Source organism: Henriciella sp. AS95 (assembly GCF_038900055.1).
Lineage (GTDB): Bacteria > Pseudomonadota > Alphaproteobacteria > Caulobacterales > Hyphomonadaceae > Henriciella.
Window position 1 is genome coordinate 2,643,231 of sequence record NZ_JBBMQM010000001.1, and the last position, 12,067, is coordinate 2,655,297.

Consider the following 12,067-nt stretch of genomic DNA (forward strand, 5'->3'; position numbering starts at 1 on the left):
CTAACCGTCCACCTCATCCATGAAGCTCGACAATCCATCATAGCCGAGCGCCGTGTAGACGACCGTCTCAGCGGTTGTCGGATACTCTTCGCTGGCCGCTGTTGCCGCAGTGGCGTATCCACCGACCAGGCCCATCATCAGGCTGGCGAGGGCTGCGCCTGCTGGCCAGCGGGCACCATGCGGCATGATGATCGCTCGCAGCCGAGAACCAAACCCCTTGCTTGTGGCTGCCGCTTCCGGAGCGGCTGCGAGAACGCGTTCTGTCAGGCCGGCTGGCATCTCCGGCGTATCATCGATTGTGAAGGCAGCGTCGATCAGCCGGGCATCCTGCAGCGCCGTCTCGAACCGCAACGGGTCCGCAGCAAGGTGCGCCGTCGCGGCGTCACGCTCATCTTCAGGCCAGGCCATCGGCTCTGCGCCATACGTCTCGATCAGGGCCAGAAGGCGCTCATCAGTCATCATCATGTCCTTCATGCCTCCTGCACCTCTGCCAGTTGGGTCTTGAGTTTCCGTCTTGCCCGCGAAAGCAGGCTTTCCAATGCTTCAACGCTTACGCCCATCGATTCCGCCGCTTCAATATTGCCCATTCCCTCAAAGGCGCAAAGCGTGAGCGCCTCTTTCTGTCGGTCTGGCAGCGCATCGATCAGATCAGATATCCGTTCACCCGCCTGTTTCTGCGACAGGGCCTGTTCGGGCTTCAGGGCGCTGTCTTCATAGTCCGGCAGCTCGTCCATCAGCACTGGCGCGCGCTTTTTCAGTTTGTCGCGGCAGAGGTTGATCGCGACGGTGCAGGCCCAGGTCGAAAACTTCGCCCTGTTTTCCCACTCCGGGAGCATTTTCCAGGCTCTCAGAAAAGTTTCCTGCGTCACGTCCTCTGCTTCTTCCCTGTCCTTCAGCATGCGATAGGCCACACGCCAGACGACCGGCATGTGGCGATTGACAAGCGCGGTCTGTGCCATCCGGTCTCCGGCAGCAGCGCGCGCGATCTGATCGGTTTCACTGATGGCAGACACCTAGTCACTTTAGCGTTGCCGGAGCAGGAAGCGAGGGAGGAAAGCTGCATATCCTGCTCCGGCGGGTCGCATTAATTGAGACTAGTTTTCCATTCCGCCCTTGCGGTGATGACGCCAGCCTCTCTTGCCGTGATGCCCTTTCATCGCCTCAAGTTCTTCAGCGGTGATCAGACCATCCTCGTCAGTATCAAGCCGGGTGAACATATCACCATCGCCACGGCGTCCATGATGACGACGGGTCTCGAATTCGGCGAGCGAAATCGTGCCACTGCCATCAGCATCGGCGCGCTCGAACATGCGTTGCTTGCGCTCTTCCATTCGGCGTTCACGCTCGGCCGTCTGGAAGGCGTCCAATTCGGCCATGGTGAGAGCACCATCGCCATTCGTGTCCGCTTCAGCGAATTTCGCGGCTTTTTGCGCTTCGCGTTCGGCCTTCATCGCATCGACTTCAGCCTGCGAGATCGCGCCATCGCCATTCGTGTCCAGTCTCTCCAGCATCCAGGACTTGCGGTCCTGCTGTGGTTCGCCCTGCGCAACGGCAAGTCCTGTCACGCCAATGGTTGCGGTGCTGGCGATGATAGCTGCAAGTGTGAGTTTTTTCATTTTTACTACCTCTTTAGTTGCCCCACTCAGTAGAACGAAGAGGCGTCAGCTTTCCGTCGCGAGCGGGCCGATCTTTTTGCACCTGATATCTGAAACCGCTTTTGTTACAGCGCTGTAGCGGGACTCCAGCTGTGAGAAATTTTCGCAGCTCGTGGCCATGGCGAGGCGTTTTTTGAGCCCTCGAGAGAAGTTTTCGGCTGTCAGTTCGGCGCCGACGGCAAGGCGCTGGATTTGCTGGAGACACTGCATGAACTGAAACGAGTGGGTCAGTGTTTTGGCTTCGTCCTCAGTCAGGCGACCGGTCTCCGCCAGCTGGTCGATACAATCACGCACCGTCGGAATAACGCTCGTCTCGTCGCCGGAGAGCAGCATTTCCTGCTGTAGAACGAATTCCAGGTCGACCAGCCCACCATCGGCCAGTTTGATGTCCCATGCGCCGCGAGGCGGACGCTCCCGCCAGAGGCGCTGGCGCATATCGAGGATGTCGCGCTTGCACTCGGCCTGGTCTGGCCGATTGACGATGGCATGTCTCGCAATGTCCATGACCCGGCCGCCGAGTGGCAGCTCACCTGCAATGATGCGAAGACGCGTCAATGCCATCAATTCCCAGGTCCAGGCCTCATCATGCTGGTAGCGGTCAAACGCCGAAATCGACACGGCGACGGGGCCTGCGCGTCCCGAGGGACGAAGGCGCATATCGACCTCGTAGAGGCGGCCCTCAGCCGTCTCAGCCGACAGCGCGGTGATGAGCCGTTGTGCAAACTTCGAAAACCAGAACGGTGCGTTTTGCGCATCATCTTCGGACGGTTCGTAGATGATGATGAGATCGAGGTCAGATCCCGCCGTCAGCTCCTTGCCACCAAGTTTGCCAAGTGCGCCGACGACCCAGTGTCCCGGTTGAGGGCCATATTTTCGGGCCGTCTCAATCGCCGCAGCATCAGCCATCAGCGAAATACAGGCGTCCGCAAGATCGCTCCACGCGAGCGCTGCCTGAGGCGCAGGCAGGCGCGAATGCAGGAGCCGGTGTCCGATGAGGAAAGCGCGTTCATTCTGCCACCGGCGCACCTCATCCATCTGCGTCTCGAAGTCCGCGTCACGGCTGAGCGCTGGAGGGTATTCCTGACCGGCCTGCGAGACGAGCGCCTCCAGAAGACCGGGTTGGCGCGCCAACGTGTCTGAGAGGCGCGGCGCAATCGCCAGCGTCGTCACGAGATCTTCAAGCAGCGTATTTTCTGCCAGCAACATGGACAGCGTCTGGATGCCGGACCGCAGCCCCTCGAAGAACCGGCTGAAACGGCTAAAGGCCATATCCGGTTCGCCCGTCCGGCTCATCGCATTCAGCAGGTCTGGCAGCAGTGCCGTGAGTAGGCCGCGTCCGCGCTCCGTCCGCGTTGCAGGGGTCTTGCCGCGATGCCAGTTGCCAATTGTGGCGATCACGCGCGATGGGTTGGAAAAGCCCAGAGAGGCCAGCGTTTCAACCGTGCCAGGGTCGTCATCCACGCCGGTAAAGACGAGATTGCCCTTTGCGGCCCACTCGGCCTTGCGCTCTTCTTCAGCAAAGAGGTCGCGATAATGCGCGCTTACCGAACGGCGGGTTTCGGCAATGGCTTTGTCAAATGCCGACAGATCGCCAACCCCACAGAGGCGGGCGACTTTCAGGCGCGTAGCTTCGTCGGAGGGCAGTGAATGGGCCTGCTCATCTTCCAGCATCTGGATGCGATGCTCGACACCGCGCATGGCGATATAGGCCTGTTCGAGCTCATGTCCGACACTCGCATCGACAGCTCCGAGCGCCATCAGCGCGTGCAAGCCATTCAGCGTCTTGCGACTGCGCAGGGCGTCATTTCGGCCGCCCATGATGATCTGCTGGGTCTGAACGAAAAACTCGACTTCGCGAATACCGCCCGGCCCAAGCTTAAGGTCAGGGGCGACATCCTCAATTGCCGTGCTGCCGGCCTTTGCATTGATCATCCGCTTGATCGCCTGAACATCGGCGATCGCCCAATAGTCCATGTGCCGACGCCAGACGAAGGGCTCCAGAACCTCCAGGAACCGTTCGGCAGCGGCCTTGTCTCCGGCGCAGGTCCGCGCCTTGATCCAGACCATCCGCTCCCAGTTCTGGCCAACGCTTTCATAATAGATCGACGCCATCTGCGTGGACACGGCAAGCGGCGTTGAGCCTGGGTCCGGTCGCAGACGCAAATCTGTCCGGAAGACGTAACCGTCGCCAGTATTTTCCTGCAGGATTTTCATCGCGTCCCGGATCACGCGTGATGCCGCCTCGCTCGCCGGCAATTTGCCCCCGTCAAAGACCTCCGGATCGTAGAAGGCCGCCATGTCGATGTCAGACGAGTAGTTGAGTTCGTAAGCGCCCATCTTGCCGAGAGCGATCATGAAGATTCCATCGCTCTTGAGGTCGCGGCTTTTCAACGATGCGAGCAGCGCCGCTTCGACCGCTGCGTCGGCAAATTCGGTGAGATAGCCGGTGATATCCATCACCTCGGCGGCCTGCGACAGGTCGAGCGCCGCAACGGCGATATGATTGGCGAGTTTGGCATGGCGCAGCGCCGCCATGACCTCTTCAACGGTATCGAGATCGGCCGACGACCGTGCCTGCTCCAGCGACCATGCGTGCAGGGCCTCAGCCCCATCTGATTGGAGGATATCAATGGCTTGCGGCGCCCGCCGGGCAGCCCTGGCCAGGTAAGGCGCAATATCAGCGCCTGCTGCAAAGGCATCGGCATCGCTGGTCGCGAGGGGGTGTATCTCAATCATGGCTCTGATCCTACCGGTCGCGCGGCAAGGTGAGAACCGCTTTCAAGCCACGAGGCTCGGGCGGCGGGTCAGTCCAGAGCAGGTCGAGATGCCCCTTATGCAGCTCTGCCACGGCATCCGCGAGGGCAAGTCCGAGACCGGAGCCCGGTTGCGTGCGTGCGCCGTCGAGGCGGAAAAACCGTTCCTTGGCGTGCTCGCGCTGATGCTCGGGAATGCCCGGCCCGTCATCGGCAACCGTAATCGCGATATCGCTGGAGCCTCGGCGCACGAGAAAGCGGATAGAACCGCCCGTCGGCGTATATTTCACGGCATTGTCCAGCAGGTTGGAAACAGCCTGAGCGATCAGGTCGCGGTCGCCCAGAACCATCAGTCCTGTTCCAATATCGCTCTTGAAGGTCAGGCCGGCATCTTCACAGGCAGGCTCATACAGATCCGCCATCTCCGTCATCAGGTCGTGAATGTCGAATTTCACCATGCGGCCCTCCGCACCGGCATCCAGACGGGAAAGGCGCAGGATCGCGTTGAAGGTTTGCAGGACCCGGTCCACTTCAAGCACGGTGTTTTCCAGCGTATCGCGCGCCGATTCCTCGGACATCGGCGAGATCAACGCGCCTTCCAGCCGGTTGCGCAGGCGCGAGAGCGGCGAGCGGAGGTCATGAGCAATGGCGTCGCCGGCATGGCGCGTACTCGCCATCAAACGTTCCAGCCGCTCCAGCATGGTGTTGAGATGCTGTGCCAGACGGTCAAATTCATCGCCGGACCCGGCAACCGGCGCGCGGACAGACAAGTCCCCTGCCACGATCGCTTCGGTGGTTCGGGTCAGTTGCTCCGCCCTTCGAGCGGCGTAGCGGGAAATGAAGACCCCACCGATCAGTGCCAGGAGGATACCAATGGGCGCAGCCGTGGTGACCGCCTGGGTGATCCGCCGGACGATCCGGCCTCGTTCCCCGGTCTCGATCGCAACCAGGAGTACATTGCCGTTCGTGAGCCGGACGATGCGACCTTCAGCTTCGGTTACCGTTGAAGCCCCATCCCCGCGCGGCATTTCAATCGACAGGCTGACCATGCTGACTTCGCCGACCGTCTCTGGTGGCGAGACTGGCAGGTAGGGAAAATCGCCGATGATGCGTTCACCGTCCGGAGTCTCCAACTGATAACGAAAAGGGGCGCCCGGTACGAGCGCCCTCTCGATGACGGATTGTTCCAGACGTTCAAGACCACCGGCATTATAGGCCAGGCCCAGCGCCCGCATCTCTGCATCAAGCCGCTGGTCGGCCTCTGCGCGCAGAGAGCCGACCGTCGCCTGAAAGAGGTAGGCGAGCAGCAGGAATGAGAACAGCCCGAACAGGACTGAGTAAACGAGCGCCAGTCGGAACGTGGTGGTCCGAACAAACGCAAAGGGGCCAGACTTCATGCCTGTAGGCAGTAACCCGCACCGCGCACCGTTTGAAGTAGTGGTTCGTCGAAATCTTTATCAATTTTCGCGCGAAGGCGTGAAACGTGCACGTCGATGACGTTGGTCTGAGGGTCAAAATGATAGTCCCAGACCTTCTCAAGCAACATGGTACGGGTCACGACCTGACCGGCATGCCGCATCAGGAATTCCAGCAGACGGAACTCGCGTGGCTGCAGATCGATCTTCTGATCGGCGCGCCAGACCTTGCGGGCGAGCAGATCCATTTCGAGATCGCCAACCTTCAGCTTGGTGACAGGTGGCTCGTCCTTGACCTGACGACGCCCGAGCGCCTCAACGCGTGCCGCAAGTTCTGCGGGCGCGAATGGCTTGGCAAGATAGTCATCAGCGCCAACCTTTAGGCCTTCAACGCGGTTTTCGACGTCTGACAAGGCAGACAGGAACAAGGCCGGGGTCTGGCCTCCGCCTGTCCGATACTCCTCAACGAGCTTTAGCCCGTCCTTCTCGGGAAGCATCCGGTCGACGACCATGGCGTCAAACTCACCATCGCGCGCGAGCGCGAGGCCATTGGCGCCGTCATAGGCGGTCTCCACGTCATGACCGGCTTCTGAAAGCACTTTGTTGATGAACGTCGCGTGCTCGCGATCATCCTCGATTACCAGGACCCGCATCATGGGATCTCCTCTCTACTCTCAGTCTTCGCTTGAATCTTCCAGCGAGACCGTAACGAAGAGCGTGCGCTGTCCGTTCCTTACCGCCAGAAGTAGTTTGTCGCGCCCCTTCGACTTTACATCTTCGATCGCTGCCTCAAGGTCAGCGACTGAGCTAAGCGGAGCCCCGCCCGCAGAAAGAATGACCGACCCTGGACGCACGATTGTTTCGCGCAGCGGGCTGTCATTATCGATGGCTCCGACCAGAAGGCCGGCCTCATCGGGTTCAAGACCCATGGAGGATCTCGTCGCGCTGTCGAGAGGCAGCAGGCTGACGCCGAGCGGCCCTTCTTCAGCTTCGGAATTTTCCGAATTTGGCGTGGTCGAGCTGGAAGCAATCAGCGCATTCGGATCAGCCGGGCGTTCGCCGACCGTGACGTTGATACGCGTCGGCTTGCCATCGCGCAGGACCATGAAGTCATTTTTCGAACCGGCGAGCAGTCCACCCACCATCCGTGTCACGGAGGTTGCGTCCGTTGCGTCCTTGCCGTTGACCGACAGGATCACGTCGCCGCGGCGAAGGCCGGCTTTCTTGGCTGGGCTCTGATCGTTCACATCGGCAATGATCGCACCGCGCGCCTCTTTGAGGCCCTGGGCTTCAGCCATGTCTTCGGTGACATCCTGAATGGTCACGCCGAGCCAGCCGCGAGACACCTTGCCATCCTTGATCAAGGCGTTGGTAACATCGATTGCGAGCGGTGCCGGGATCGCGAAACCGATACCGACTGAACCGCCGGTCGGAGAGAAAATCGCGGTATTCACGCCCACAACACGGCCCTGAAGGTCAAATGTCGGGCCGCCAGAGTTACCGCGGTTGATGGCCGCGTCGATCTGCAGGAAGTCTGTGTAAGGGCTATCACCGCCCAGTTCGCGACCGTCAGCTGACAGGATGCCTGCCGTCGCCGTGCCACCGAGTCCAAAGGGGTTGCCGAGCGCCACAACCCAGTCGCCGCGGCGAAGCTCAGTGTCGCTTTCAAACTCAACATACGGGTAGGCCCCAGGCTGGGTCACCTTGATGACGGCGAGGTCGGTCTGCGGGTCGGTCCCGACGAGTGATGCCTCAAGCTCGCGACCATCTTCCAGGACAACCTCGATCTCTGTTGCGCCGTCAATCACGTGATTGTTGGTGACGATGTAACCCTGATCGGAAATGAAGAAGCCTGAGCCGAGCGACCGCGCTTCGCGTGTGCGGGGCGCATCTTCTTCGCCCTGCTCGCCTTCCTGTTCACGCTCGCGCATGTAGTCGTCAAAGCCGGGAAGGCCGCGGAAGCGCTCAAAGAACTCTTCCATGTCGTTCATGCCGTTGATCTCACGCTCGGAGACAACATTGACGCTGACGACGGCGGGACTGACCTCTTCAATCAGATCCGCGAAACTCATGGGCGCGCCCATCGGCGGCTGGATTGTAATCGGCTGTTTGGCGTCGGCCTGCTGGAAGGTCTGCGGCGCATACACAATCGCCCCTGTAACACCCGCACCGGCCAGTGCTGCAATCAGGGCCTGTTTCGAAAAACCGAACGCTTTCATCTCGATCTACTCTCCTCCAATAAACATATGGCAAATAGATATTGTGGTCGAAGCTATGCCACTGCCAGTGTTTTCATGCATTAAACATCATTTAGACATGAGTGAGGCAGCGGGCCGTTTTTATTGGGTTTTCTGCGGATTTGAGCTCGAAAGCGCCGTTTTGGCGGCCAGGCCCCGCTTCATGCCTTCTACGAATTGGCTGATCAGATAGCGTCTCGCCCCGCTCGCTTGCCCGGTTTGGAGCGCGATGACCTTGTCTGTCTGGAGAATGCCTATGGGGACGCTGGCGCCCCTGTCATGTACCGGCCAGCCCATGTAGCGATCATGGCGGCTGCGAATTCACCATCCTCTGATCGGCTCAGGAAATGGTCCGCGCCATCCAGGCTTATGAAGCTCTTCGGATGCCGCGCGGCTGAAAAGACGGCCGACGCATTTTCGATGCCCACGACCTCGTCCAATGGCGCGTGCAGGACAAGGAGTGGAAGAGCGAGTTTATCGACAGCATCCTTCAGCCGTACGTGGCGAACGTCGTCGACAAACTCTTTCGTGATGTGGAATGGGCGGTCGGCCAGCCTCACTTCAGCCCGGCCCTCCTCCTCGATCGTCTCAAGGCTGTCTGAAAACTGGTGGACGACATGACCGGCGTCCGAGGGCGCATTGATGGTTGCCACGGCCTTGAGCGTCGCAATCCGGCTGGCAGCGACGATCACCGCCGCGCCGCCGAGCGAATGGCCCACCAGCAAGGATGGCGGGCGGCCCGTCTGCGCCATCCATTCGGCGGCAGCAACGAGATCAGCCACATTGCCGGAGAAGTCAGTGGTTTCAAAGTCGCCATCCGACTCGCCGAGGCCGGTGAAGTCGAACCGCAAGACGCCGATGCCCCGTTCTGCCAGCCCTTTTGAAACACGCACCGCCGCCTTTGACTGCTTCGAACATGTGAAACAGTGCGCAAACAGCGCCCAACCGCGAACGCTTCCAGAAGGCTGGTCCAGACGGCCTGCCAGCTCATAGCCCTGCGCGCCGGCAAATTGAACGGTGGTTGATTTGACCATTGAGCGATCTCCTGTGCCTGCCGCTTTGAGATAGCTCGTGCAGCGTTGGAATTCCACGCGGATTCATGAGCTGGCCGGTCCGCTAGATCTCTTCGGGCGGAACCGGTTCGATGGACTTGTCTTCCGCAGACTGACGCCCACGAACGGCTAAAATGAGAACGGCGCCGCCAATCAGAAGCGCGAAGGGAAGGCCCCAGAGCAGCAGCCCATCAATCCCGCTGGATGAGGGCCGGAACAACACAAACTCGCCATAGCGTTCAGAAAACCAGGCGCGCACTTCGTCGTCGCTGGCGCCTTCGCCAACCATTGTTCTGACCCGCTCACGCATATCGGCCGCGATATCTGAACCCGAATTCGAGATCGGCTCATTTTCACAAGCCACGCAACGGATCTCGCGCATCAGATCTTGAGCGCGGGCCTCTTGTTTCGGGTCTTCGAGATGTCCTTCAGCGGCGAACAGGAAAAGCAGGGATGCGAGGATGAATTTCATGCCGCCTTTCCTTTGCTACGCCGGTCAAACATGGCAAGGGCGCCGCCGAGGCCGATCAGGATGACGCCAAGATAGATGAAGTCGATCAGCGGATTGACGAAGACTTCAAACGTCCACCGCGTCGGTCCACCTGCCGTGCGCCGTCCATCGCCGAGAGCGACATAGAGGTCAGCTGTACCGGTCTTGTGGATGGCCGTTTCCGTCGTCGGCATGCGAGCGGCTGGATAGTAGCGCTTTTGTGGATGAAGGTCGGTTTTCGTACCTGGCTTGGTCGCGGTCAGACTGGCGCGGTCAGCATACCAGTTCGGCCCCTCGATACTGCGCACATCTTCCAGCGTCATGGTCCAGCCGGCGACTTCAGCGCTTTGCCCAGCTTCAAGCGCAAGCGTTGTCTGCGTGCGTCCAGACGACTGCAAGACGGCTCCTAGGACAAACAAGCCGAGCCCGGCATGCGCCAGGGTCATGCCCCAGACACGCAGCGGCATCTGTGGCAGGCGCTCAAATGTTTTCGCGCGCCGCCATAACTCTTGCCCTGCCCCGAAAATGAGCCAGACGCCGATGGCCAGTCCGACGCCGGCAAGGAGCGGAATATCCAGCGGACCAATTCCGGCCAGCCAGAAAATACCAACCAGACCGGCAAAGCCGAGCGCCCATTTCCAGAGCGATTTCAGATCCGCCTTGCCCCAGGCCCAGGCCTGCACGACAGGCAAGGCAAGAAGGGCCAGCGCCATGATCGGCGTAAAAGTCAGATTGAAGTAGGGCTCGCCGACAGAAATGGTCTGTCCGGCCGCCTCTGCGATCAGAGGGAAGAGCGTGCCGAGCAACACGGTCGCGGTCGCAACCGTCAGGACCAGATTGTTACCCATGAGCGCGCCTTCACGGCTCGTCGCAAGCCAGTCAGGCCCACCCTTCAGTTTCGGTGCCCGCAGAGCGAAGAGCAGCAATGCGCTGCCGCCCAACACCAGCAAGCCACCCAGCAGGAAAGATCCCCGCAGCGGATCGACGGCAAAGGCGTGAACGGAGGTGAGCACGCCGGAGCGAACGAGGAAGGCACCGAGCAGTGAGAAACAGAATGCCAGGACGGCAAGCAATGACGTCCAGGCGGCAAAGCTGCCGCGCTTCTCAGTGACCACCATCGAGTGCATCAGCGCCGCGCCAATCAGCCAGGGCATCAGGCTCGCATTTTCCACCGGATCCCAGAACCACCAGCCGCCCCAGCCAAGCTCGTAATAAGCCCAATAGCTGCCGAGCGCGATGCCCAGACTAAGCGGGACAAAGGCCGCCAGAGCCCATGGGCGCGCAAGCTTTGCCCAATCGCGGTCAATCCGTTTCTCGATCAGGCCTGCAGCCGCCAGAGCAAAGACGAATGAATAGCCGACATAGCCGAGGTAAAGCATGGGCGGATGGATCGCGAGTGCCGGATCCTGAAGAAGCGGGTTGAGCCCCTGCCCCTGCAGCGGTGCCGGATCGAGCCGCGTGAAGGGCGAGGATGCGAGCAGCAGGTAAAGCAGCGAGGTGAAGCTCAGTATGCCCTGCACCCCAAGCGCTCTTGCTTCAAAGGTCGGCCGTCCGGACTTCAGAAGCCAGGCACCGGCCGCGCCGAACCCCAGACCGACCATGCACCAGAGCGCCATCGACCCCTCATGGTTACCCCATGTTCCGGCAAGCTTGTAGACGAAGGGCTTCAGCGTGTGGGAATTGTTGGCGACAAGCTCAACCGAGAAGTCGGATCGCGCAAACGCCCAGAGCAAGGTGAAAAAGGCGAACACCATCGCGCCAAACGCCAGAATGGCGAACAGTCCCGATTGGCTGCGGGCTCCGCGTAGCCCGGTAAATGCCTGCAAGGCGCTGAAGACGAGCGCCAGAACAGCCGCAAAATGGCCGACCTCGATCATGTAGATGCCGGTCCTGCCTTCTTGAGTTCGCGCGGCTCATAGTTCTCGTCGTGCTTGGCGAGGATCGACTCAGCGGTGAAGTCGCCGGCTTCGTCAAAGCGTCCCGTGGCGACGACCCCCTCGCCTTCGCGGAACAGGTCAGGCGCGATGCCGGTATAGGTCACCTCAACGGTTTCGCCGGAATTATCCTCGATCAGGAAGGTCATGTCGGCCGCGTCGCCATAAACCAGCGAGCCCTTCTGTACCCAGCCACCCACGCGAACGCGCTTGCCGGTATCGGGTAGGCCTTTCTCGGCGATCAGGCCCGGCGTGTAGAACAGGTCAGCATGCTGGCGAAGCGCTACCGATGCCAGCGCAACCGCACCGATCAGCAAGACGGCAACAACGCCGACACCCCATAGTCTTTTCGTTCTGGCTCTCATCGCTAGCCTCTATATCCACTTCGACGGCAAAAAGCACTGCGACCGAAACAGCCTCCTGCAGGACGCGTTTTGAGGTTGAAGCCGTCTTTATATGGCAGACTTTGTGCGTCGCAGGAACATGCAGCGCTCCCCCTGATCAGACCGACGATCCCGACGCCGGTTGGCG

At 60.5% G+C, this 12,067-nt stretch carries 11 protein-coding genes; all 11 read right to left on the minus strand.

The window, feature by feature from the left end; genetic code table 11:
* Nucleotides 1–465: a hypothetical protein gene (locus tag WNY37_RS12995; RefSeq protein ID WP_342973815.1), complete on the minus strand. Its 465-nt coding sequence runs from the start codon at nucleotides 463–465 to the stop codon at nucleotides 1–3.
* Nucleotides 466–470: 5 nt separating this feature from the next.
* On the minus strand, nucleotides 471–1,013 hold the full coding sequence (locus WNY37_RS13000) for a sigma-70 family RNA polymerase sigma factor (protein WP_342973816.1): 543 nt from the start codon (nucleotides 1,011–1,013) through the stop codon (nucleotides 471–473).
* Between the two features lie 81 nt (nucleotides 1,014–1,094).
* A complete protein-coding gene (locus WNY37_RS13005; RefSeq protein ID WP_342973817.1) occupies nucleotides 1,095–1,616 on the minus strand; it encodes an EF-hand domain-containing protein in 522 nt (173 codons plus the stop codon).
* Nucleotides 1,617–1,661: 45 nt separating this feature from the next.
* On the minus strand, nucleotides 1,662–4,391 hold the full coding sequence (locus WNY37_RS13010) for a bifunctional [glutamine synthetase] adenylyltransferase/[glutamine synthetase]-adenylyl-L-tyrosine phosphorylase (RefSeq protein ID WP_342973818.1): 2,730 nt from the start codon (nucleotides 4,389–4,391) through the stop codon (nucleotides 1,662–1,664).
* A 10-nt stretch (nucleotides 4,392–4,401) separates the two neighbouring features.
* The gene (locus tag WNY37_RS13015) at nucleotides 4,402–5,805 is read right to left on the minus strand and encodes a HAMP domain-containing sensor histidine kinase (RefSeq protein ID WP_342973819.1); all 1,404 of its coding nucleotides are present in this window, start codon (nucleotides 5,803–5,805) and stop codon (nucleotides 4,402–4,404) included.
* Nucleotides 5,802–6,476, minus strand: coding sequence for a response regulator transcription factor (locus WNY37_RS13020; protein WP_342974901.1), 675 nt, complete (start codon nucleotides 6,474–6,476; stop codon nucleotides 5,802–5,804). The genes WNY37_RS13015 and WNY37_RS13020 overlap by 4 nt, the downstream gene beginning before the upstream one ends.
* A gap of 21 nt (nucleotides 6,477–6,497) precedes the next feature.
* On the minus strand, nucleotides 6,498–8,042 hold the full coding sequence (locus WNY37_RS13025; RefSeq protein ID WP_342973820.1) for a Do family serine endopeptidase: 1,545 nt from the start codon (nucleotides 8,040–8,042) through the stop codon (nucleotides 6,498–6,500).
* Between the two features lie 272 nt (nucleotides 8,043–8,314).
* A complete protein-coding gene (locus WNY37_RS13030) occupies nucleotides 8,315–9,094 on the minus strand; it encodes an alpha/beta fold hydrolase (RefSeq protein WP_342973821.1) in 780 nt (259 codons plus the stop codon).
* Between the two features lie 82 nt (nucleotides 9,095–9,176).
* The gene (locus tag WNY37_RS13035; protein ID WP_342973822.1) at nucleotides 9,177–9,584 is read right to left on the minus strand and encodes a cytochrome c-type biogenesis protein; all 408 of its coding nucleotides are present in this window, start codon (nucleotides 9,582–9,584) and stop codon (nucleotides 9,177–9,179) included.
* Entirely contained in the window at nucleotides 9,581–11,479 is a 1,899-nt protein-coding gene (locus WNY37_RS13040; protein ID WP_342973823.1) for a heme lyase CcmF/NrfE family subunit, read from the minus strand. Before WNY37_RS13040 ends, WNY37_RS13035 begins: the two co-directional genes overlap by 4 nt.
* Nucleotides 11,476–11,901, minus strand: a complete 426-nt coding sequence (locus tag WNY37_RS13045) for a cytochrome c maturation protein CcmE (protein ID WP_342973824.1) — start codon at nucleotides 11,899–11,901, stop codon at nucleotides 11,476–11,478. The genes WNY37_RS13040 and WNY37_RS13045 overlap by 4 nt, the downstream gene beginning before the upstream one ends.
* Nucleotides 11,902–12,067 lie beyond the last annotated feature (166 nt).

What these genes read in the sequence shown, in the direction of transcription:
- WNY37_RS13015 (WP_342973819.1), bottom strand. Translation starts at nt 5,805, where the DNA reads ATGAAGTCTGGCCCCTTTGCGTTTGTTCGGACCACCACGTTCCGACTG.
- WNY37_RS13025 (WP_342973820.1), bottom strand. Translation starts at nt 8,042, where the DNA reads ATGAAAGCGTTCGGTTTTTCGAAACAGGCCCTGATTGCAGCACTGGCC.
- WNY37_RS13035 (WP_342973822.1), bottom strand. Translation starts at nt 9,584, where the DNA reads ATGAAATTCATCCTCGCATCCCTGCTTTTCCTGTTCGCCGCTGAAGGA.
- WNY37_RS13040 (WP_342973823.1), bottom strand. Translation starts at nt 11,479, where the DNA reads ATGATCGAGGTCGGCCATTTTGCGGCTGTTCTGGCGCTCGTCTTCAGC.
- WNY37_RS13005 (WP_342973817.1), bottom strand. Translation starts at nt 1,616, where the DNA reads ATGAAAAAACTCACACTTGCAGCTATCATCGCCAGCACCGCAACCATT.
- WNY37_RS13010 (WP_342973818.1), bottom strand. Translation starts at nt 4,391, where the DNA reads ATGATTGAGATACACCCCCTCGCGACCAGCGATGCCGATGCCTTTGCA.
- WNY37_RS13030 (WP_342973821.1), bottom strand. Translation starts at nt 9,094, where the DNA reads ATGGTCAAATCAACCACCGTTCAATTTGCCGGCGCGCAGGGCTATGAG.
- WNY37_RS13045 (WP_342973824.1), bottom strand. Translation starts at nt 11,901, where the DNA reads ATGAGAGCCAGAACGAAAAGACTATGGGGTGTCGGCGTTGTTGCCGTC.
- WNY37_RS13020 (WP_342974901.1), bottom strand. Translation starts at nt 6,476, where the DNA reads ATGCGGGTCCTGGTAATCGAGGATGATCGCGAGCACGCGACGTTCATC.
- WNY37_RS12995 (WP_342973815.1), bottom strand. Translation starts at nt 465, where the DNA reads ATGATGATGACTGATGAGCGCCTTCTGGCCCTGATCGAGACGTATGGC.